The organism is Bradyrhizobium tropiciagri (assembly GCF_018130545.1).
In the GTDB taxonomy this organism is placed as follows: domain Bacteria; phylum Pseudomonadota; class Alphaproteobacteria; order Rhizobiales; family Xanthobacteraceae; genus Bradyrhizobium; species Bradyrhizobium tropiciagri_A.
In genome coordinates, this window is sequence record NZ_JAFCKF010000004.1 from 593,312 (window position 1) to 613,714 (window position 20,403).

The following is a 20,403-nucleotide window of genomic DNA, read 5'->3' on the forward strand; positions in this document are numbered from 1 at the left end:
TCCTAACGAGGGCGAAAGCGTCGGATTTGATCGACAGTATCTTTTATCGTCGCTCTGGAACTCGATTACGGTCGCAACACCTTGGCGGCGCGGCGATAGTCGGTCGGGGCCATGCCGACATTGGCAGCGAAGAAGCGGGTGAAGCCGCTCTGCGAGGAGAAGCCGAGATCGAAGCCGATATCGGCGATCGGCGCTTCGGTCGCGACCAGCGCGTCCAATGCCTGCTCCATGATCAGCGTGTTCATGTAGAGGTGAGGGGTGACGCCGGTTTGGGTCCGGAACAGCCGGTAGAAATGCGGCCGCGACAGGCCTGCCTCGCGCGCGATCGCGTCGAGCTCGATCTCGGCGCCGGGGCTTTCCGACATCAGCCTGATCGACTTGCGGACCCGGAAGTCGGTCACCGCGGCGGCCGCGGGTGTGCCCTCGGAGGCCTGCCAGCTCTCCTCGTAGCAGGAGTCGATCAATTGCCTGAGCTCGCAATCGAGGCTACGCAGCGACGGCGCGCCGCACACCAGTGCTGCGGTGCGGCGGATGAGCCGGTCGAGTGCCTCGGTGCGCGGAAAGAAGGTGCGGCCGAACCGCATCGCCTGCGCATTGGCCCCCTGCGGCGCGAACCATTCGGCGTTGACATAGAGCACGAAGAAGATCGCGCCATGATCCATGTCGGTCGGCAGAAAATTGTGCGGCTCCCACGGGTTGACCGCGACCACGGTGTCGTCCTTGAGCAGCAGGCGCTGCTCCGAGACGTCGATCTGCGCCGGCGTGCCGCCGACATGAAAGATCAAATGCCCTTCGCGGTGCGCATGCACGTTGAAGGGACGGTTCAACTGATAGACCGTCGCGCGACCGAACCGGCCGTGGAAGACGGCAAGCGCCCTGCTCATGCCTCCCCTCCCGCGGGATGTTCTTGTCTTTTGGACAAGCGTTCATCATCCGCCCGCGGAAAGCAAGGGCGAGCAGGGCTCTCGATGCAACCGCGCGACATGCCGCGGCCGCTTTGCATGCACTGCAACAAATACGTCAGTACTTCTTGCACTCCGGAACCGTGCGGCTCGGCAGGCCGATCTTGGCGAACACGGCCGGATCGTAGCCCAGCGTCTGGTTGACGTTCGGGATCACCTTCACGACCTTGCTGAACAGCGCGCCCTTGCCGTCATCGACCACCTCGGTGACGAAATTGGTGCCGATCGCCTGGCGGTTGGCGTCGAGCTTGATCTTGCCGTTCGGCGCGTCGATCTCGATCTTGGCCAGCGCGTCCTTCAGCTTGGCCTGGTTGTTGGAGAGATCGCCATTGACCTGCCGCAGCGCCAGGATCAGCGCCATGGTCGAGCCATAGTAGTTGGTGGCGAGCAACGACGGGCTCGGGAAGCGTTTGCTCTCCGGGAACGAGTCCTGATAGGCCTTGACGAACTTCTGCCAATTCGGATCCTCCCAGGTATCGGCCTGGCCGCTCGCGGCAATGGTGCCGATCAGCGCGTTCTTGGCGCTGCCCTTCGACGACAGGATGGTCTGGTCGATCATGATCGAGCCGCCCATCAGATGCGCCTTGCCGCCGGCCTGCTGATACTGGTTGAGGAAGTTGACCGCGTCGGCGCCGCCGAGGCCGAGATAGATCGCATCGACATCGTCGGGAAGTGCCGCGATCACCGAGGCAAAATCCTTGGTGCCGAGCGGCACCCATTGCCGGTTGGTGACCTGGCCGCCGGCGCCGCAGAATTCCAGCACCAGGCCGAACACCTGGGTGTAGATGAAGGAGTAGTCCTCGCCGACGGTGGCGATCTTGCGATAGCCCTTGGTCTCATAGGCGTATTTGCCGAGGCCGACCTGCCACTGCGCACCATCCATGTTGTAGCGGAAGAAGTTCGGCGCCGGATCGACATAGGTCGTCTCCTGCGCGCCGGAGGCGGCGTTGACGAAGGTCAGCTCCGGATGGGTCTTGGCGAAATTCTTCACCGCAATGCCCTCGTCGCCCGACAGGGGCGACAGCAGGATCTGCACCTTGTCCTGCTCGATCAGCTTGCGCACCGCGCGCACCGCGGAGTCCGGCGTCGCGTCGGTCGAAGCGACGACGAATTCGAGCTCCTTGTCGCCGATCTTCTTGCCGAGCACGTTGAGCGCGGTCTGGAAGCCGCGCATGCCGTCCTCGCCGAGCACCGTGTAGGTGCCTTCGAGCGTCGCAGTGACGCCGACCTTGATCTTCTCCTGGGCGAACGCCGTGCCCGAAAGCAACAGGCTGCTCAACGCAATCAGTCCCAAACTGCCCTTCAACATCGCTTTCCTCCCTCTGTGTTGTCGCCGGAATCCACCTGGCGTGCGAAGGCCGATGGGCGTCCGGTTGTTGGCAGCAAAGCTAACCGAAGGCGGGCGCGACGCGGATGTCGTCGCTGCCATGTGGCTTAACGGGCAGTCTCATTTTGATTGTTGCGCCGCAGCGCGGTTCGCGGCGCAATGTCGCGGTGGTGTGTTCGGTGTCGCGAAGAATGGAGTGACCAAACTGCGATGTCGTCCCTGCGAAAGCAGGGACCCATAACCACAGGGTTGCGTTATTGAAATGAGCTGTGGCCGCAGTGTCGCAAACCAATTGACGTCGGTGGCTATGGGTCCCTGCTTTCGCAGGGACGACACTGAACTTGCGGCACAGCCGGTGGGACATACACCTGCATTCTCGCGGCATGATCTGTCCGAGTCTTGCTTTTCATTTCACCGCCCTGAAATCAGAGGGCGCAGGGAAAGCCGGGTGCCGATCGCACCCATGGGTCCGGTGCAATAAAAAAGCACCGGAGGTCGGACCACAGGTGTAACCGGGAACTCCGGCTTTCCCTGCGCGATGGGTTACGGCTTATACGTGCTCTCCCCGGCGAGACTGGGCTTGCTTGTCACCGCCCGTGCATGACGCAATGCGTCTTGCACGAAGACACCTGCCGCTAGGGCGTCAGGACCACACGACTTCACCGTCCGCTTCAATCACGCGTCGTCTGTCGTGATCTCGGCGTCCACCGCATCTCACCGCAACACTCCTGACGATGCGCAGCGCCCCTCGATCGGGTGAGATGGACGTATTGAACATCTGAGTTGGGTGCCACGTCAAGAGTAAATTCGGAAAAAACGAATAATCATCATCGTGCGGTTTGGAGCCGATCCTCAAGAGAGTTCGGGCACACGCGCGCAAGCTAGAACGGATCAGTCTGCGTTGGATGTCGGCCAGTTGCGAACTCGGATACGCTCGCTCTGCGAATGTGTGGCGCACTCGCAACGTCACGAGAGTTCCGTTGATCGGTGGGCCTGTTCGCGCTTCACAGCGTGGCAAATTCTCGGTCTAATCATGGCGGACCTGAGATAGCTATTTTTATCACAGAGACGTTCATTTTAGGCCAGGTTCAAGAGGCCGCTGTCCAGCGCCAGCGGCCTCTTCGTGCTGCTTCATCGATCGCGAAGGAATCGTCGATGCCGTTGCAGGTATGGGCCGTTGCGGCGTCGATCGGTTGGACGGCCGCCGTGGGCGTGACGCTGCTCTACATAGTTTTCGGCCCCGGCTGAGGCGGCAAACCCGGCGGCGATCGGCCACTGACGTTTCATGGCGGCGCCGAAGCGCTTCTTCGCGTCAACTCAGGCGGCGATCTCTTCCGGCAGCGTGGCAACGATAGAGGGCGCGCCTTACTCCGGCGCTTGCAGGCCCTTCGACCTCGCCCAGTCGTCCAGATGCGAGGCCGTATCAGCCTGCCGCGCCTTCTTCAGAAGCGCGTCACGTTCCGGGCCGGGCGACAGCGTGGCTGCTTCCGCGCGCGCGGCTTCGGCGAACGACGCAAGCCGTTGTTGAAGGGATTCTGTCTGCGTAAACCGCCGTCGTTTCATATTCCGAACTCCCTGTGGAATTGGGCGGGAGCGCAACCGGCGTTCTCATCACCGATAGAGGCCAAATGTCGTGCGGTGATGGATCATCATGGCAGGTCGACATGGAAAGTTATGTGCAATAGTGAACACAGTGTGAGGGTTCTTTGGCGGGAGTTATTCCCTGGGCCGATCGATCCCGAAGACGCATTTCGCCAGGATCGTGCCGCGCTCGTCTCTGACGCTCACGGACAACTCGCGATCCGACTTGGCACCAAGGGGATCGGCTAGCGTGCTTCTTGCAAAATCGGCGAGGGCAAGCGCGGCTTCCTCCTGCGCTTCGGCCAGGCTGCGCAGGTCTATCCCTTCCTTGTCCAGGGAGGCTGCCTCATCGTCTCGAAAATCGAAATAATACCGGGGCATGAAGCTCAATTCGGTCATGCCGCGTACGTTCCAATCGAAGTCAGTCCAATACCGAGGCGTCGAGCCGGTATCGCTGCTGCTACGGCATGTGGTGGCCGGCGGCCTGTCCGCCGTCGACGTGCAGCACCTCGCCGGTCACGAATCCCGCGCCGTCGAGGTACAGCACTGCGTCGGCGATGTCGGATATCTCGCCCATCCGGCCCACGGGGTGCAGCGCGGCCAGCGCCTGATGTGCCTCGCTCGGGTGCATCGGGGTCTTGATGATCCCGGGCGACACCGCGTTGACGCGAATTCCGCTCCTTGCATATTCGATGGCGAGCGCGCGGGTTGCGGCGCTCAGACCGCCCTTGGTGAGCGAGGCGAGGGCGGCCGGCACGCTGCTCATCGGCTGATCGACCAGGCTTGTCGTGATCGTGACGACATGGCCGTGGCCCTGCTTGCTCATCAGGTCGAGCGCGTGTTGGGTCATGTGGAAAAACCCGGTCACGTTGGTCGAGATGTAGCTGGCGTAGTCGTGCTGCGAGTAGGCCGTGAACGGCTTGGCCATGAAGATCCCGGCGTTGTTGACCAGCGTGTCGACGCGGCCGAAACGATCCAGCGCCGCCTTGAACACGGTCTCCGCCGTCTCGGCTTCGCCGACGTCGCCCTGTACCGTGACCAGATCCGCGTCGGTAGCCGGCCTGATCGAGCGCGATGTCGCAACGACCCGGCAGCCTCGATCCCTGAAGGCCCGAACGAGGCCGGCGCCGATCCCCTGCGATGCACCGGTGATGACCGCGACTTTGCGCTCCGTGCTCATGACCGCACTCCTCTTGAAATGCAGGCTAGGCCGCGCCGCTTGCCGCGAGCGGGCTGTAGTCGTTGTTCTTGAACATCGTGTGCAGCTGCCGGCGCCGGATGCCGAGATTGCCGCCGTCGAAGATCGGCAGTGCGAGCGCGTCCTGGAGCAGGCGGCCGAACGGGGCTTCGTGGTCATAGCTGTCGATGCCGACCACGCGCATCAGATCGGTGATGACGCGCACGGCAGCTTCCGACCCGAAGATCTTGGCCTGCACCGAAAGCTCCTCGGCGGCCGGCGACTGGGTGTCGAGGGCATGGCAGGCACGCCAGCTGAGATAGCGCGCGGCTTCGATCGTGGTCTTGGCATCGGCGAGCGCATATCCGACCGCCTGATGCTCGATGATCGGGTGAACGCCGCCGCGCTTTTCGCTGCGGGCGAAATCAAGTGCAAACGAAAAGGCCGCGCGCATCAGCGCGACGCCGAAGATGCCGACCAGCGCCGCGGTGCCGGTGAACGCGGCCGCGGTCAGCGCGAGACCTGCGCCTTGCTGTCCGAGCAGATTGTGTTGCGGGGCTGTGACATTCTGCAGGCCGAACTGCGGGACCAGATGCGCCCGATGCCCGATGCTGTCGATCGCGCGTTCGAACACCAGCCCGCTCACCGGTCCCTCCACGGCAATGATCGAGATCGCGGCGTCCGCCGGGGCCGCAGGATCGGTGCGGCACACGATGGTCAGCAGATCGGTGCCCTCGCGATTCCAGCCGGTGGCCGAGGACACCCATTTCTTGCGGCCGTTGATCACCCAACGGTCGCCCTCGCGCCGCGCCGTGGTGCGGACGCCTTCGCCGGGCGGCGGCGAAGCGGCGTTGGCGCTGCCGCCGGGCTCGCTGGAGCAGAACGCGGCCAGCGGTGCGCCGCTGGTCTTCAGGAACGGCGCGAGCAGCCGCTGGCACTGCTCCGGTGTGCCGCCGAGCAGCAGCGGCAGCAGGCCGAGCACGCTGCCGAGCATGGTGAGCGTCACGCTCGGGTTCACGCTGTAGAATTCCTCGGCCAGGATCGCCATGTCGATCATGCCGGCATTGTCGCCGCCGGCCGGCGCCGGAATGCATTTGCGCAAATAGCCGGCCGCGACCATCGCCTGATAGGTCGGCTTGGTTGCGAGAAAGCGCTGCTCCGGCGTCGCCAGCAACTCGGCCGATCTGGCCTCGGCCAGTACCTCCCGCGCGAACTTGCGGGACGTGAGCTGCAGCTCGCGCTGCTGCGCCGTGAGCGTGAAATCGATCGCCATGCCAATGCCCTCCGTGTCGGCCGTTTGGGCAATGGCTATCGCGGTGTGGCCGGGAAATCTTGGACGGCAGTGCCAGATTTCTTGGCGCGGAGTGAACCGGGAGCGATTTGGCAACGCGCGGTGCAGCTTGGAAGCGGGTCCGATCCCGGCAAAGTTCTTGGCGGGCTGCTGCAAGGCAATACGGGTCGGCTCGTGCTTGTCGAAACAGGCGCCTTTCCCTAGTCAAAAATCTCGCATAGTTTTGTGCCGAGCTACCGAGACGAGAGTGCCGAATCTCCGTTCGGGCGAACCGGTAGCGCGCATGCCGTCGGCAGGCATCGGCAGCTTTTCAGCAGGCCTCGCTTTTTTTGGTCTAACGCATCTTTTATTTTAGGGAGATTGGCCATGAGAGCTCTATTTGCGAGCGCTGGTATGGCGCTGTTGTTGGCTTTGGCGTCGGGATCAGGTGCCAGCGCTCAGGAAGCACCTGAATGGATGAAGCAGACACTTCCTGACCAGGCACTGAAGCCGCACTGGGACGAATACCAGGCGGTGATGAATCCCGCAGGTGCTTTGGACGGGAAGACCAAGCACCTCATTAGCCTCGGTGTGGCAGCACAAATTCCGTGCGAATATTGCGTCTACGCTCACACCAAAGCGGCAAAAGCCGCCGGTGCGACCGACGCTCAAATAAAGGAAGCCATCGCAACCGCTGCGCTCGTCCGTTTCAACAGCACAATGCTGAATGGCTCGGACGGCGGCCGCGAGTGGTCTTCGCGGAAATAGCCTTGGTGCTTCAGGGATTGAAGCTACGAGCCCTCTTTATCGCGAGATTGGCATCAAAATTCCGGATGTGCTTGCGACGATGCGTTGATCCCGTTTGTCGCACGCGCTTTGCGCAGACTTGCTTTGCGCAAAGCTGGCGTGCGCGGTTACAATCGGTTCGCAATATCCGTGGATCCATGGTGTCCAATGGCTGAGATCATTCATCCCTTCTACGAGCAGCATCGCGGCGCAATGGAAGCCACCATGCGTCATCGCCTCGATTCGGCCGAAGCGATGTTGCGCGAGCGCGCGCATCTGGCCAATCTGAACGGGATCAGGCGGGAGGTGATGGACGAATTCGACATTGTGCTCACCCAGATGCCCTATGTCGGCGGGGCTGCAAGCCGCATGAGCGACTTCTTCATGCAGCTCTTGGGCTTCATGGCCATCAGCCGTGTATTGCGGCGGCACGGTGTGCCGGTATCCGTGATCGGCGAGATCGAGCGGGAAACCTACAAGGCGCAATTGCTCACCGTGCCCGAAGCGGAACGTCTCGCCGCAGGACGCCGGTTCATGTCGCCGGAGAACCAGGCTCTTGTGCGCGAGCAGGCTGCGAAGAGCCAACAGAAGGAGTTTCCGGAAGACTTCGTCTACGATTTCGTCGAGCCGGGCCCGGGTGACAGCTTCGAGTTCGGCATCAATTACAAGGCCTGCGGCTTCTGCAAATTCGCAAGCCGCCACGGCGACAAGGAGATCCTGCCGAACATTTGCGGGCTTGATTTCGACGCCTATGCGGCACGAGGCATCCATCTGGAAAGGACGCAGACGCTGGCCGGCGGTGCGAGCCACTGCAATTTCCGGTTCTCACGGCTTGCGCCCGACTAGCCGGTATCGTCGCTCCGGTCCCGTCGCGCTTCAATGCGCAGCGCTGCGGCGGAATTCGCGCGGGGCTAGGCCGTTGCAGCGTTTGAACAGCCGGTTGAAGTGCGAGATGTCGCGGAAGCCCGCGGCAAAGGCGATCTCGGCAATGGTCTTGCGGGCGGATGTGCGATCGAGCAGGGCACGCGTGCACGCGGCGATCCGCTGCTCGTTGACGTGTTCGCCGACGGAGCGGCCGGTGGCTGCAAACAGGCGATGCACGTAGCGCTCCGAGCAGCGGAATTTTTTCGCCAGCGCCGGCGCGCCGAGCTCAGGGTCGTCGCTGTGGCGCGCGATATGGTCCAGCATGACGGACAGCAGCACCGGCGTGTGCACGCGCTCGGCCGAGATGTCGGCAAGGATATCGGGCGCGTGCGCGATCAGCTCGGCGATGTGTGTGCCGAGCATCGCCGAGGTCCCGGACAGTTGGCGGCCACCCAGGCAGAGCTCGGCATAGCTTGCGAGCGTCCGGGACAGCGCGCGGCCGGTCTCGGTCGCGGACAGGCTGAGCTGGGGGCGATCGAACAGGGCGTCCGGCAACAGACGCCGCGGCACGGCAAAGCAGATGAGCCTGAAGTTGTGCCGATGGGCGATCTCGAACGGCTGCGTCGTATCGGCAACCGCGAGATCGCCGGGGGCAGAGATCTGCTCGTGGCCACGCTGCGAGGTGCGCCCCAGCCCTTCGAGCTGGAGGTTGACGAAGCAAAGGTCGTCGGTGCTTGCAGCGATATGCGAGGCGAGCCGGTGCACGATGTGTCCACTCGCCGTGACCCGGGATATCTGCAGCGGCGCGGCGTCGACCTTGCAGATCGCGCCGGCAAACGGGGCCTCGGCAATCCTGCACGGCTCCAGTCGCACGAAGGCGGCCGCGAGGTCGTCTGCCCAACTGCCGAAGGGTTGATCCGGACGGGCCGGCCTGGTCGACCATTCCATGTGCGCCTCGAATAGATCGTCACTGCGAAGGGCCCAGCGCGTGAAAGATATCGCCGGCCAAACCGGCGGTCAAATTCCGCCGGCGGCCTGTTTTCCCTGCAGCGAATGGCGCGTGTTTTGCCGAGAACGGCGACCTCACTTGGTGGTGTAGCCGCCATTGACGAGGATGGTTTGCCCGGTCATCCACCAGCCGTCGGAGACCAGCAGACGAATCCAGGGGACGATATCCTTGATGTCGGTAAGGCCGGTCTTCGAGAAGCCGGACAGCGCCGCGGCCGACTTGTGATAGGCGACCGCGTCGGCGCCTTCGGCCGGATAGAAGAACGGCGTGTCCATCGGGCCGGGGCCGATCGCAGTGACCGAGATGCCGCGCGCGCCAAACTCCTTCGAGGCCGCGCGGGTGAAATGCTCGACCGGCGCCTTGGTGCCGGCGTAGGCGGCGTAGAACGGCGTGTAGGCGCCGAGCAGCGACGTCACCAGGGTGCAGATCTTGCCGTTATCGTTGACGTGACGGCCGGCCTCCTTGAGGAAGAAGAACGCCGACTTGGAGTTGACCGCGCTCATCGCGTCATATTCGGCCTCCGAGATCTCGACCATCGGCTTCTTTAGCACCTTGCCGACGGTGTTGATCGCGATATCGGGGCGGCCGATCGCGGCGACCGCGTCGGTGAACAGCTTCTCCATCGCGCCTGCTGTCGTGAGGTTGGCCTGCAAGGCGACAGCGTTGGCGCCGGCCGCCTTGATCGCCGCCACCGTCGCGTCGGCATCGGCCTTGGTCGCGGCGCTGTTGTAGTGGATCGCGATCGCCTTCGCGCCATGGGCCGCGAGATCGCGCGCGATCAGGCCGCCGAGATTCTTGGCGCCGCCGGCGATGATGACGGTCTTGTCCTTGATGCTGTGGTCGGTCATGGCGTTCGCCTCTCCGGATCAGGCAGCCGCGCCGTGCGGCCGCTTTCTGGAGGGAAACGATATCGTCTGGAATTCACAGATAAAGCCGTGCATTCTGACCTCACTTGTCGCATTTGGCGAACAATCGGGGCCTAATCGTGGACCGTATCGACCTCTTCCGGATATTCGCCCGCGTCGTCGAGTGCGCGAGTTTTACGCGCGCGGCCGACACGCTGGGTCTACCGCGCTCGTCGGTCTCCTCAGCGGTCGCCGAGCTGGAGCAGCGCATCGGCGCGCGGCTGTTGCACCGGACGACGCGAAAAGTGTCGCCGACGCATGATGGCGCGGCATTCTACGAACGTGCCTTGCGCGTCATCGCCGATGTCGAGGAGGCCGAGACCCTGTTTCGTCATGCCGCTGCCGAGCCGTCGGGCAGGCTCCGGGTCGACGTGCCCGGGCGGATCGGCCGCCTGATCATCGCGCCGGAGCTGCCGGCCTTTCTCGATCGCTATCCGCAGATCGATATCGATCTCGGCGTCACCGACCGCGCCGTCAATCTGATCGAGGATTCCACCGATTGCGTTGTGCGTGTCGGCCCGCTCGGCGATTCCGGCCTGATCGCGCGGCCGCTCGGCAATCTCGTGCTGATCAATGTCGCGAGCGTGAGCTATCTCGCGCGCCACGGCACGCCGCGGACGCCGGAGGATCTGGCTACGCACTGGGCGGTGAACTATGCCTCGCCCTCCACCGGCCGGATCGAGCAATGGGAATGGTCCGAGCAGGGCGCGTCGCACAGCATCGCGATGCGCGGTCGCGTCACCGTCAACAGTGCGGAAGCCTATATCGCCTGCTGCCTTGCCGGCCTCGGCCTGATCCAGATTCCGGCCTATGACGTGAAGCGGCATCTTGATGCCGGCGAACTCTCCGAGGTGATGCCGCAGCACCGCGCCATGCCGATGCCGATCACCTTGCTCTATCCGCACCGCCAACATCTGTCGCGGCGGCTACAGGTGTTTGCCGATTGGCTGACGGCGCTGTTGAAAGAGAAGCTGCGCGTCGCGGGTTGATCCGGTTTCTCGTCGGAGCCTCTCCGCGATGCCCGCGCTAGAGGCCGCAGCGCGTTATCGCCGGATGTTGGTGGCGCGGGTCGCGGCTGTCCGCGTTGCGCGAGCCGGCTCGACCTTGGGCTGGAAGAACAGGCGGGGCGCCACCGAGACCAGTCCGAAGGTCATTCCGAGGAATGCCAGGAACGTATCGAGATAATTGAACTCCATTTCAGCTGTCTCCGTTCAGCCTGCACGGGGCGCGGCTTGGTATTTGGCCCGGTGCAATGCGTTCGATGAACCAGATATGGTGCGAGACACTGCTCGGTACAATAGAAACATTGATCTCGGAGCAATGCTCTCAATGCTCCGCGTCTAGCTGGCGATTTGGCCTCGCCGGAGCGCGCGGCGGGCGCCCCGTCGCGTGCCGTGGCGGTGCCAGATGGAGCTGCGAGTCTTCGCCTCGTTGTTTGAGCATGATCTTTTCGGAAAACCGCTTCGCACTTTGCGCTAACGCGGCCATCCGGGTCCGGATCATGCTCTAGAACCTCTGAGTGATCCCCGCGTAGAAGCCGCGGCGCGGGCCGTATTGCGGAGCGAACACGCCAATGCCGGAGCCGTCGCGGATCTGGTAGACGGTGTCGAACAAATTGACGACGTCGAAGCGCACCGTGGTCGGCTTGTTCGGCGCGACGATGGTGAAGTCGTGTGAGACGCCGAGATTGACCTGCGTGTAGGCTGGGACCGTGCCGGTATTGGCGAAGCCGTCGCGCAGCCCCGAGCCGTAGATCATCGACGCGCTGAACTTGGTGTCGTGCCATTGATACCAGCCGCCGACCGACGCGGTCAGGGTCTGGGCATGGTCGGTGTTGACGTAATTGTTGGCGATGTAGGCGAGTTCGTCCGGATCGAACAGATACTGGTTCGACACGACCTGGGTGGCGACTTGCCGTGCGATCGCGACATTGCCGTAGAGATGCAGATTGTCGTGGTCGTAGGTCGCCTTCAGCTCGACGCCTTCATTGGTGCCTTTGGCATAGTTGAAGGCGGTCAGCACATAGGCCTGACCGAACTGGCCGTCGTCGAGCAGGTCGGTCGCGATCTTGTAATAGGCGTCCATACCGACCTCGAGGCCGGGGATCGCGTAGACCTTCTGTGTGACGCCGACGTCGAATACGTGCGAGCGCTCCGGCAGCACGGGATCGTTGGCGGTGACGCCAGGCTGCGCGGTCGTGTTCTGCACCAGCGCGAGGTTGGTCGGTGCCGCCAGGACCTGCTCGGGCGGCGTGAAGTTGCGCGCGTAGCCAGCATGGAAGGTGGTGCCTTCGTAGGGCTTCCAGGTCAGGCTGATCCGCGGGCTGAGCTGATTGGCATCGACATATTGCCACATCTGGTCGAAGCGCAGGCCGGCGTTGAGCGTCAGCTGGTTGGTGATCTTCCACTCGTCGGCGATGTAGGTGGAGAACAGATAGCCGGTCTTGACGCTGGAATCGAACACCGACGTCGGCGCATCGATCGGGTTGCCGGCATCGTCGAGCGGCAGCACGGTCGAGCCGTTGTTGACCAGCGTACGCTCGGCGCTGAACGACATGCCGAATTTCAGCGTGTGCGCGAAGCCTAGCCTGTACGACGTGTCTTCCTGGATGCCGTTGACGAAGCTCTGGCGATAGACATCGGACGCGACGCCGTTGAAGACGAGATCGCCGACCGGGTCGGGCATGAAGTGCAGCTGGCTATAGCGGTTGAAATAGGCGACCTGGTAGTCGAATCCGTCGCCGGATTTCTGATAGGCCACGACGTTGAACTGGTTGAACTCCTGCTGCCGCTCATTGAGCAGCGCGGAATCGAAGTTCGAGACGCCATAGGCGGTGAAGGCGGGAGCCTGGCCCGGATTGTTCGGGATCTGATAGGCGCCGTTGGAGACGCCGCCGATATAGGTCAGCCGGCTGGTCGGGTCGATCGCGGTCGAGACATAGGCAAAGCCCTTCTCCTGATCGGTGCGGTCGTGAATGGCGTTATACGCCGGTGTCGGGTTCTCGATGCCGACGTCGCTGCCGAAATAGCGTCCGGAGACGTAGTATTGGGTCTGTCCGACCGTGCCGCCATAGTCGATGCTGGTGGTGAAATTGCCGTGGCTGCCGCCATAGACGCTGACACTGCCGGAATTATTGAAGGCGTCGGTCTTGGTCTGGATGTCGAGCACGCCGGCGGTGCGCAGGCCGTATTGTGCGGGCAGCGCGCCGGTGATCAGCGCCATGCTGCCGACGATGCCGGTGTCGATGATCTGGCCGAACGCGCCGACGCCGTCCGGCAGCATGATCCCGTTGATGCGGTATTGCAGGTTGGCGTGCTCGTTGCGCACATGCAGCTCGCCGCTGGCGGCCGAGTCCTGCGAAACGCCGGGGGCCTGCAGCAGCGCCTTGTCGAGCGTGGTGTTGGTGCCCTGCGGCAGCGACTGAAGGAATTGCTGGCTCATCTGGTAGGTGCCGGCGCCGGTCGGCGCGAGCAGCGCGGCGCGAGCCTGGTCGAGCCGTTCGTTCTGGCTGGCAATGGCCTGCGCCTGGGTCTGTTCGGGAGATTGCGGCGTCGCCGAGACCGTGCCGGTTCGTCGCGCGCGGTGGCCGCTGCCGGCCGCAATGCGGGTGTTCGGCTTTTTCGGCCCCGCTGGGGCGTTGTGGTGCTGCGGCGCCGTGACGGTGATGTCCGGCAGGGTGGTGGTCGGCGCCGTCGTCTGCGCGAGTGCGGCGCCATGCATCCCGCAGGCGATCAGCGAAGCCGCGCCGGCGGCCGCGTGTCGTCGGATAGTGCCTGACATATTGGTTCCCGATCTCATGAGGCCGCGATCCGATCCGTCCGAACAGGACGCGGTCGAGCCCGCCGTCGCTGCGCGACGGCCCAATTCCGATTGATCAAACGACAGCCGATGTGTGGCCGCGTTCGACGTTCAATTGTGCGGGGATGTCAGGCGATTGGAGGCGCGCGCGGCTGATAGTGATGCCGGCCGATCTCGAGCGGCGCCGCATAATTGTCGACCTGCCAGCAGAGCAGACTGGCGGCATCCGGCAATTGCAGCGGCGGCAATGCCGGTGCCGGCACCGCCGAGTTGACCATCGCGACGACGGCGCAGATGGCGCAAAGGTCCGCGGCCTGGTCGGAATCCGGATTTGAACGCGGCGCGTCGCGCTCGACATGCGCCACGAACAACGTCGTGGCCTGCGCCGGCGCAATGGCATGGAAATGTCCGAACGACAGCACGAACTGGATCGACAGCGCCAACAGCGCCAGCCGAGCCCCATGCCTGATGTTCGAACGAAACCACTTCATGACGACGCCATTTCCGCGTCGGGAGGTCACACAGGACCTATGGATGCCACATGCGACGCGGTGTCGCACAGTTTCGAAAACGTGCTGGGCTGTCAATCCGCATTGCTGGGCGAGGTGATCAATTTCCAGGCGATCGGACGAATTTGCAACATCGTGAACCTCGGCAAATGGGGCCCGGCTTGCACCGGGCCCCCATCCGTCACTCCACGATCGCGGTGACGACGCCCGCACCGACGGTGCGGTTGCCTTCACGGATCGCAAAGCGCGACCGCTCCTCGAGCGCGATCGGCTTGTTGAGTTCGATCGTGAACTCGGCGCTGTCGCCCGGCATCACCATCTCGGCGCCATTGCCGAGCTGGACGGTGCCGGTGACGTCAGCGGTCCGGAAGTAGAACTGCGGACGATAGTTGGCGAAGAACGGCGTATGCCGTCCGCCTTCGTCCTTGGTCAGTACATACACTTCCGCGCGGAAGGTCCGGTGCGGCGACGCACCACCCGGATGCGACAGCACCTGACCTCGCTGCACGACAGCCTTGTCGATCCCGCGGAGCAGGCAGCCGACATTGTCGCCGGCCTGCCCCTGATCGAGGATCTTCCGGTAGCTCTCGATGCTGGTCACGACCGACTTCCTGGTGTCGCCGAGGCCGACGATCTCGACCTCGTCGCCGATCCTGACCACGCCACGCTCGACCAGCCCGGTCACGACAGTGCCGCGTCCGGAGATCGACTGCACGCCCTCGATCGGCATCAGGAACGGACGATCCTTCGGCCGCTCGGGCAGCTCGAACGTGCTGTCGAGTGCCTCGAACAGTTTGAGGATCGCCTGATCCGCCAGCGGACCGTGCTCGCCGCGCAGCGCCTGCATCGCGGCACCACGCACGACCGGCGCGTTGTCGCCGTCGTACTGGTACTTAGACAACAGATCACGCACCTCGATCTCGACGAGATCGACGAGCTCCGGATCGTCAGCGACATCGCACTTGTTCAGGAACACCACGATGCGCGGCACGCCAATCTGGCGCGCGAGCAAGATGTGCTCGCGCGTCTGCGGCATCGGTCCGTCGACGGCGGAGACGACCAGGATCGCGCCGTCCATCTGCGCCGCGCCGGTGATCATGTTCTTCACATAATCGGCGTGGCCCGGGCAGTCGACGTGCGAGTAGTGGCGCGCCGCCGTCGAGAATTCGACGTGGCTCGTCGCGATCGTCAGGATCTTCGTATCGTCACGCGTACCTTGCGCTGCCGACGCCTTGGCAACGTCCTGGTAGGAGACGAATGCGCCCCAGCCGTGATCGGCTGAAACCTTCGTCATCGCTGCCGTCAGCGTCGTCTTGCCATGATCCACGTGGCCGATCGTGCCAACATTGCAGTTGGGCTTGAGGCGGATGAACTTCTCTTTGGCCATGGGACACCTGTGGTGTTCGAGCTCCCGTGCTGGTTTGCACGACTCGGGACACCGCGAGAGCTCGTTCGGCGCCCGGAGCCGCTTCCGCTCCGGGCTGCCTCACATGTCAGGTGTGACGTTGGGTCAGGTCCAAAACGGAATAGCGGCGGACGAGGGCATTAGCCCTCCCGTCATCAGCACTGCTGCTCGCTGTGACTGCCGCATGTTGGAAACCTGGGTCGCTCGCTCTCAAAAAGGAGGCGTGTACATAAGGGGTGACCGCGCGATTGGCAAGAGGCGCGGCGGTCGCGCCGAAGCGCCGCGCTGGCGCTACCGGCCTCCGGAGCGTATAGTTCGCGGGTACAGGTGACGGTCTCCCGAATGTCGATCTCTGCAAGCAAAACCGCTCTCGCAATCATCGCAGCAGTGTTGTGCTTTGGCGGCCAGCAGGCCCACGCCCAGGCCGGTCCGGTGCGCTATTGGACGCCGGGCTCGCTGTTCGGCTTCGGCGGCAGCCTGGCCGATGGCCAGAAGGCGGACACCTACGGAAATTACCCGGGTTTTGATGCGGCCGGCGCGCAGGGCGGTGCCGCGTATCTGAACGGCCGGCCGGACGGCTGGTTCGTCGGCAGCGAAGGTGGCCGCGCCGGCTGGAGCGCGCTCGGCCAATCCGCGGCGTTCGGCTCGCTGGAATATCAGGGCGCGCAGTTCGGTTACAATTTCAAGGGCGTCGGCGATACGCCCGTGACCTTCTTCGCCGGCTTCGACAGCCTGAAATACAATCCGCCCGGCGCCGGCGGGCCGGTGGCACCGTTCAGCGGCAATCCCGGCGTCAACGCCGGCTATTCGGCGCGCGCGGGGGTCGAGTTCCGCCCGACCTCGAATGTCACCCTGTCGCTTGGGGCCAACTTCACCCAGCAAGGGGCGGACCGGATGGACAGCGACATTCATTCGCAGCTGCTGCCCGGCCAGTCGGTCCTGTTCGGCGGCCGCTAAAGCGTTTTCCAGCGAAGTGGGCTCCGGTTCGCGTGAAGAAAACGCGTCAAACTAGAATCTAGAGCCCCGTTCCGATTCAATCGGAACGGGGCTCTAGCGCGTCAGCGCAAGACCACAGTGCTGCGCTCCTGATTCAACCAGAGCTTCAGCTGGAACCAAGAAGGCCCGAGATCACGGGCACAGTCAGGATCGAAACATGGACATGCAGGGCAAGATCGCACTCGTTACCGCCGCAGCGTCGGGCGCCGGCCGCGCCGGCGCACTCATTCTCGCGCGCGAGGGCGCGGCGGTTGCGGTCGTCGACCAGAACGAGGCCGGCGCCAAGGCGGTGGTCGACGAGATCAGGAAGAGCGGCGGCCGCGCGCTGGCGCTGGCCGGCGATCTCCGCGACGACAAGTTTTCGCGCGACATCGTCGCAGCGACCGTGAAGGAATTTGGTGCGCTCGACTGCGTCTGGAACCATCTCGGCATTCCCGGCCCGTCAGTGATCGACGATCTCGAGGGCTGGGATCTCAGCGTCGATCTCAATCTGCGCTCGCAGCTGATCACGACGAATGCCGCGCTCGCTCAGATGACGCCGCGGCGCAAGGGCAGCATCCTGTTCACCGCATCGACGTCGGGCCTGGTCGGCTCGCCCTGGAGCCCGACCTATTCGGCGGCGAAGGCCGGTGTGATCGGCCTGGCGCGAGCGCTGGCCAAGCGCCACGCCAAGGACGGCGTGCGCGTCAATGCGATCTGCCCCGGCGCGATCGACACGCCGATGCTGCGGGTGTTCGTCAACCGGCCCGACCAGCCGGGCCACAATGCGGCCGATCCCGAAGAGCTGATCAAGGCCGCGGTGACCCGCAACCCGATGGGCCGCGCGGCGCGCCCGGAGGAGATTGCCGAGGTCGCGGTGTTCCTGCTGTCGGACAAGGCTTCGTTCGTCACCGGCATCGCGATGCCGGTCGATGGCGGCACGGTGGCGTAGGGTGCGGCATCAGTCAGGTGGAAGGCCGATGTGGGGCCGCTCCATCCACGTCATTGCGAGCCAACGGGTCGCGCGAACGCGCGCCCGATGACAGGCTCCGCGAAGCAATCCATCGCGCCGCGAATAAAATGGATTGCTTCGTCGCTTCGCTCCTCGCAATGACGGCGTCGAAAACATCACGAACCTGTTGGAACTGTCCTAAAACTTCGCCCTGATGCCGGCGTAGGCGGAGAGCGGCATGCCGGGCACGAAGGTGCGCGGATCGGTCAGCTGCGCCATCAGGTTAGTGACGCCGCGCGTCGTGCTGGCAAAGCCGCCGGTCTCGAAGAAGGTACCGCCCAGATAATAGTGCTGGTTGAAGACATTGTTGATCAGCCCGAACACCTCGATGTTCGACGTGATCTTGTAGGACGTGTGCAGGTTCACCACCGCATAGGCGGGCACTTTCGGGCTCTGGTTGGTGTCGTCGCCGACGAGCCACTGGCTGCCGACGACGTTGATATCGGCGCCGACCTTCCACGCATCGGTGGCGAGGTACTCGACGCCGGCCTTGAAGCGGTGTGCCGGAATGCCCGGGATGTGGTCGCCCGGCTTGACGTTGACGAACTGGACGTCGTCGTTGTTCGGGTCGGTCAGGGCATTCGGATTGTTGGGAGACGGCAACGTATTCGCGCTTTGATAGGTCGCGTCGACATAGGTGTAGTTCGCGTAGGCGTTCCAGCGCTCGATGCGATATTCCAGCTTGGCCTCGATGCCTTGCCGCAGGGTCTGCCCGGCATTCTGGAAATAGCCGAAATTACCCGTGCCGAGCGGGCTGGTCACCCGGATGATGTCGTCGTCGGACAGCGTGTGGAACGCACCGAGGCCCCAGCTCAACATGCCGGTCCTGGCATCGCGGCCCCAGCTGCCGCGGAAGCCGGCCTCGACGGTGTGCGATACCACCTGCTTGAGTGGCGGATCGGATACCAGGAAGGCATCGATGACGCAGGGGCGTGCCGGATCGGAGCAGCCGAGCTCCAGCGGCGTGGGCGCGCGGTTGGCCTCTGAATAGCCGGCATAGAAAGTGAGGTTCGGCGTGATCTTGTAGGTGCCGCCGATCACCGGGTTGAAGCGTTGGTAATTGTTGCTGCTGTTGAGCAGGTCATTGGTCCCGGTCTGGTCCTGCAGATTGATCTGGGCATAGTTGAATCGCCCACCGGCCGTGACCGAGAACCGGTTCGTCACGTCGAACGTATCGGTGAGATAGACGCCGGCGTAGGTGTTGGTGGCGCGCAGGTCGACCGGGGCGAGACCGGCGTCGGGCTGGTTGATGTAGATTCCGGTGCCGTTCACGAACAGATTGTTCGGATCGATGGTGCCGAGCTCGCTGGTGGCGTTGAACTTCGTGTTGCCATGGTCAACGCTGACGCCCATCACGACATGGTTGTTGTGGCCGAAGATCTGGTCGGTGTTGGTCAGCTGCGCGGTGCCGCCGTACGAATTGGTGGCGGCGTTGTTGCGGTCGATCTCGCCAAGGAACGCCGTGCCAAGCGTGTTCGGCACCGGCGGCCCGCCGACCGGACCGTAGATCGGGTCGTTGTCGTTGTTGCCGTCGATGCAGAGATTGCGTCCCCTGTTGCAGGATTCGACGTCGGTGCCGTTGCCGTCGATGTGGGACTGCCGGAAGCCGCGGAAATAGGCGTTGCCCTGGAACGACCACGTGTCCGAGAAATTGTGGTTCAGCGTAGCGTTAACGAAGGCGAGCTGCAGCAGCGTCGTTTGCGGCCAGGTGTAGACGCTCGACCAGCGCTGATTGAGCATCTGCACCGGCGTTGCCGCGACGTTGCCGAGCAGATTGCTGGCGCCGGTGAAGTTCACGTGGAATTCGGTGTCGTCGTTGCGTGTGCCCACATCCACATACATGCGGTTGATGTGCGACTGGTTGGCGTAGTCGCGCCAGCCGCTGTCATAGGCGGATTCAAACGCCGCATAGGCGGAGATGTTGTCCCTCTGGCCGCCGGACTGCACGCTGCCCTGCACGCGTCCGTAGGAGCCGCCGAAAAGTTCGGCCTCGGAGCCCTGATAGGTGAAGCCGTTCTTCATCTGGATGCTGAGCGCGCCGCCGATCGCGTTGAGACCGAACACCGGGTTGTTGGGAAACATCGCAACGCTGTCGATGGCCTTTTCCGGGATGAAATCCCAGTTCACCACGTCGCCCCAGGATTCGTTGATGCGCACGCCGTTCTGGTAGACCGCGAGCCCTTGCGGCGTGCCCTGCACCGGCGAGGCGGTGAAGCCGCGATAGTTGAGATCGCGCTGGAACGGATTGCCGGTCTGGTCGCCGAGCGAAACACCCGGCAGCTTGCGGTTCACCGAGTCCAGGAAGTTGGTCGAATAGTCGCGGCTGAAATCCGCCGAGGTCAGCACCGCGGTGTTGGACGGCACCTTGTCGCGATCGATCAGGCTGGCGTCGCGCTCGGACGGGCCGGGGACACCGACACCGCCCTCCGGCGCCGCCGCGGTTTGCGCCGGTGCGGCCCGCCTCCGGGCGGTTTGCGAAGGCTGCGCGACCGGCCGGGCGGCGGGCTTGATGCTGCGAGTGCCGGAAAGCGGCGACGGGGCGATGACGCTGACCGGCGGCAGTTCGGCCGGGGCGGGAGTCTGGCCGTGCGCCATCGTCAGCGGCGCCGTGGCTCCGATGGTGGTGAGCACGGCCGCAGCGCCGCGCGTATAGACCGAAGAAGACAAAAATCGTGTTGCCTTACGCAACAACGTACCAGCCATAGCGCCCACCCCATATCGTTCGGTTCGCGGTTGTTTCCGTCGAACGTTGCACTTGCAGACTGCTGGAGCGATGCAGGCTTGGCAAACAAGAACTGTCCCGAGCGTTCGGACTGACATGCG

General features: G+C 63.8%; 18 protein-coding genes. 5 read left to right on the plus strand and 13 right to left on the minus strand.

Features of this window, described 5'->3' with window-relative positions; translation table 11 throughout:
• Nucleotides 1-65: 65 nt before the first annotated feature.
• The 6 genes from JQ616_RS20490 to JQ616_RS20515 all read right to left on the minus strand — a co-directional run bounded on the left by JQ616_RS20490 (nucleotide 66) and on the right by JQ616_RS20515 (nucleotide 6,320).
• The gene (locus tag JQ616_RS20490; protein WP_212017356.1) at nucleotides 66-884 is read right to left on the minus strand and encodes a helix-turn-helix transcriptional regulator; all 819 of its coding nucleotides are present in this window, start codon (nucleotides 882-884) and stop codon (nucleotides 66-68) included.
• A 136-nt stretch (nucleotides 885-1,020) separates the two neighbouring features.
• Nucleotides 1,021-2,271, minus strand: a complete 1,251-nt coding sequence (locus JQ616_RS20495) for an ABC transporter substrate-binding protein (protein ID WP_212017358.1) — start codon at nucleotides 2,269-2,271, stop codon at nucleotides 1,021-1,023.
• Nucleotides 2,272-3,654: 1,383 nt separating this feature from the next.
• Nucleotides 3,655-3,852 (minus strand): hypothetical protein, encoded by a 198-nt coding sequence (locus tag JQ616_RS20500; protein ID WP_212017360.1) that lies wholly within the window; start codon nucleotides 3,850-3,852, stop codon nucleotides 3,655-3,657.
• Nucleotides 3,853-4,005: 153 nt separating this feature from the next.
• Nucleotides 4,006-4,269, minus strand: coding sequence for a DUF6894 family protein (locus tag JQ616_RS20505; RefSeq protein ID WP_212017363.1), 264 nt, complete (start codon nucleotides 4,267-4,269; stop codon nucleotides 4,006-4,008).
• 61 nt (nucleotides 4,270-4,330) lie between these two features.
• On the minus strand, nucleotides 4,331-5,050 hold the full coding sequence (locus JQ616_RS20510) for an SDR family NAD(P)-dependent oxidoreductase (RefSeq protein WP_212017365.1): 720 nt from the start codon (nucleotides 5,048-5,050) through the stop codon (nucleotides 4,331-4,333).
• Between the two features lie 25 nt (nucleotides 5,051-5,075).
• Entirely contained in the window at nucleotides 5,076-6,320 is a 1,245-nt protein-coding gene (locus JQ616_RS20515) for an acyl-CoA dehydrogenase family protein (RefSeq protein ID WP_249137017.1), read from the minus strand.
• 384 nt (nucleotides 6,321-6,704) lie between these two features.
• Between JQ616_RS20515 and JQ616_RS20520 the strand changes: the two genes are divergently transcribed.
• Both JQ616_RS20520 and JQ616_RS20525 read left to right on the plus strand, forming a co-directional pair.
• Nucleotides 6,705-7,085: a carboxymuconolactone decarboxylase family protein gene (locus JQ616_RS20520; protein ID WP_212017367.1), complete on the plus strand. Its 381-nt coding sequence runs from the start codon at nucleotides 6,705-6,707 to the stop codon at nucleotides 7,083-7,085.
• A gap of 186 nt (nucleotides 7,086-7,271) precedes the next feature.
• Nucleotides 7,272-7,949: an L-2-amino-thiazoline-4-carboxylic acid hydrolase gene (locus JQ616_RS20525; RefSeq protein ID WP_212017369.1), complete on the plus strand. Its 678-nt coding sequence runs from the start codon at nucleotides 7,272-7,274 to the stop codon at nucleotides 7,947-7,949.
• Nucleotides 7,950-7,979: 30 nt separating this feature from the next.
• Here JQ616_RS20525 and JQ616_RS20530 read toward each other — a convergent pair whose 3' ends face one another.
• The gene (locus tag JQ616_RS20530; protein ID WP_212017371.1) at nucleotides 7,980-8,915 is read right to left on the minus strand and encodes a helix-turn-helix domain-containing protein; all 936 of its coding nucleotides are present in this window, start codon (nucleotides 8,913-8,915) and stop codon (nucleotides 7,980-7,982) included.
• A 135-nt stretch (nucleotides 8,916-9,050) separates the two neighbouring features.
• Nucleotides 9,051-9,824, minus strand: a complete 774-nt coding sequence (locus tag JQ616_RS20535) for an SDR family oxidoreductase (RefSeq protein WP_212017373.1) — start codon at nucleotides 9,822-9,824, stop codon at nucleotides 9,051-9,053.
• Nucleotides 9,825-9,961: 137 nt separating this feature from the next.
• On the opposite strand from JQ616_RS20535, the gene JQ616_RS20540 reads away from it, so the two are divergent.
• Nucleotides 9,962-10,870: a LysR family transcriptional regulator gene (locus JQ616_RS20540; protein WP_212017374.1), complete on the plus strand. Its 909-nt coding sequence runs from the start codon at nucleotides 9,962-9,964 to the stop codon at nucleotides 10,868-10,870.
• Nucleotides 10,871-10,924: 54 nt separating this feature from the next.
• Here JQ616_RS20540 and JQ616_RS20545 read toward each other — a convergent pair whose 3' ends face one another.
• The 4 genes from JQ616_RS20545 to tuf all read right to left on the minus strand — a co-directional run bounded on the left by JQ616_RS20545 (nucleotide 10,925) and on the right by tuf (nucleotide 15,575).
• On the minus strand, nucleotides 10,925-11,077 hold the full coding sequence (locus JQ616_RS20545; RefSeq protein WP_212017376.1) for a hypothetical protein: 153 nt from the start codon (nucleotides 11,075-11,077) through the stop codon (nucleotides 10,925-10,927).
• A gap of 310 nt (nucleotides 11,078-11,387) precedes the next feature.
• Nucleotides 11,388-13,661 (minus strand): TonB-dependent receptor, encoded by a 2,274-nt coding sequence (locus JQ616_RS20550; protein WP_212017378.1) that lies wholly within the window; start codon nucleotides 13,659-13,661, stop codon nucleotides 11,388-11,390.
• A gap of 146 nt (nucleotides 13,662-13,807) precedes the next feature.
• Nucleotides 13,808-14,170 carry a hypothetical protein gene (locus tag JQ616_RS20555; protein ID WP_212017380.1) on the minus strand — a complete coding sequence of 121 codons (363 nt, stop codon included), beginning with the start codon at nucleotides 14,168-14,170 and terminating at the stop codon, nucleotides 13,808-13,810.
• 199 nt (nucleotides 14,171-14,369) lie between these two features.
• Nucleotides 14,370-15,575 carry an elongation factor Tu gene (gene tuf, locus JQ616_RS20560; protein WP_212017382.1) on the minus strand — a complete coding sequence of 402 codons (1,206 nt, stop codon included), beginning with the start codon at nucleotides 15,573-15,575 and terminating at the stop codon, nucleotides 14,370-14,372.
• A 360-nt stretch (nucleotides 15,576-15,935) separates the two neighbouring features.
• Here tuf and JQ616_RS20565 point away from each other — a divergent pair, with 360 nt between their 5' ends.
• Nucleotides 15,936-16,550, plus strand: a complete 615-nt coding sequence (locus tag JQ616_RS20565) for a hypothetical protein (RefSeq protein ID WP_212017384.1) — start codon at nucleotides 15,936-15,938, stop codon at nucleotides 16,548-16,550.
• Between the two features lie 196 nt (nucleotides 16,551-16,746).
• A complete protein-coding gene (locus JQ616_RS20570; RefSeq protein ID WP_212017386.1) occupies nucleotides 16,747-17,520 on the plus strand; it encodes an SDR family NAD(P)-dependent oxidoreductase in 774 nt (257 codons plus the stop codon).
• A gap of 198 nt (nucleotides 17,521-17,718) precedes the next feature.
• Here the strand turns inward: JQ616_RS20570 and JQ616_RS20575 are convergent, their stop codons facing one another.
• On the minus strand, nucleotides 17,719-20,283 hold the full coding sequence (locus JQ616_RS20575; protein WP_283812652.1) for a TonB-dependent receptor: 2,565 nt from the start codon (nucleotides 20,281-20,283) through the stop codon (nucleotides 17,719-17,721).
• Nucleotides 20,284-20,403: the final 120 nt, after the last annotated feature.

Excerpts from the sequence above, each read along its gene's own strand:
- JQ616_RS20490 (WP_212017356.1), bottom strand. The coding sequence starts at position 884 with ATGAGCAGGGCGCTTGCCGTCTTCCACGGCCGGTTCGGTCGCGCGACG.
- JQ616_RS20495 (WP_212017358.1), bottom strand. The coding sequence starts at position 2,271 with ATGTTGAAGGGCAGTTTGGGACTGATTGCGTTGAGCAGCCTGTTGCTT.
- JQ616_RS20500 (WP_212017360.1), bottom strand. The coding sequence starts at position 3,852 with ATGAAACGACGGCGGTTTACGCAGACAGAATCCCTTCAACAACGGCTT.
- JQ616_RS20505 (WP_212017363.1), bottom strand. The coding sequence starts at position 4,269 with ATGACCGAATTGAGCTTCATGCCCCGGTATTATTTCGATTTTCGAGAC.
- JQ616_RS20510 (WP_212017365.1), bottom strand. The coding sequence starts at position 5,050 with ATGAGCACGGAGCGCAAAGTCGCGGTCATCACCGGTGCATCGCAGGGG.
- JQ616_RS20515 (WP_249137017.1), bottom strand. The coding sequence starts at position 6,320 with ATGGCGATCGATTTCACGCTCACGGCGCAGCAGCGCGAGCTGCAGCTC.
- JQ616_RS20520 (WP_212017367.1), top strand. The coding sequence starts at position 6,705 with ATGAGAGCTCTATTTGCGAGCGCTGGTATGGCGCTGTTGTTGGCTTTG.
- JQ616_RS20525 (WP_212017369.1), top strand. The coding sequence starts at position 7,272 with ATGGCTGAGATCATTCATCCCTTCTACGAGCAGCATCGCGGCGCAATG.
- JQ616_RS20530 (WP_212017371.1), bottom strand. The coding sequence starts at position 8,915 with ATGGAATGGTCGACCAGGCCGGCCCGTCCGGATCAACCCTTCGGCAGT.
- JQ616_RS20535 (WP_212017373.1), bottom strand. The coding sequence starts at position 9,824 with ATGACCGACCACAGCATCAAGGACAAGACCGTCATCATCGCCGGCGGC.
- JQ616_RS20545 (WP_212017376.1), bottom strand. The coding sequence starts at position 11,077 with ATGGAGTTCAATTATCTCGATACGTTCCTGGCATTCCTCGGAATGACC.
- JQ616_RS20550 (WP_212017378.1), bottom strand. The coding sequence starts at position 13,661 with ATGTCAGGCACTATCCGACGACACGCGGCCGCCGGCGCGGCTTCGCTG.
- JQ616_RS20555 (WP_212017380.1), bottom strand. The coding sequence starts at position 14,170 with ATGAAGTGGTTTCGTTCGAACATCAGGCATGGGGCTCGGCTGGCGCTG.
- tuf (WP_212017382.1), bottom strand. The coding sequence starts at position 15,575 with ATGGCCAAAGAGAAGTTCATCCGCCTCAAGCCCAACTGCAATGTTGGC.
- JQ616_RS20565 (WP_212017384.1), top strand. The coding sequence starts at position 15,936 with ATGTCGATCTCTGCAAGCAAAACCGCTCTCGCAATCATCGCAGCAGTG.
- JQ616_RS20570 (WP_212017386.1), top strand. The coding sequence starts at position 16,747 with ATGGACATGCAGGGCAAGATCGCACTCGTTACCGCCGCAGCGTCGGGC.
- JQ616_RS20575 (WP_283812652.1), bottom strand. The coding sequence starts at position 20,283 with ATGGCTGGTACGTTGTTGCGTAAGGCAACACGATTTTTGTCTTCTTCG.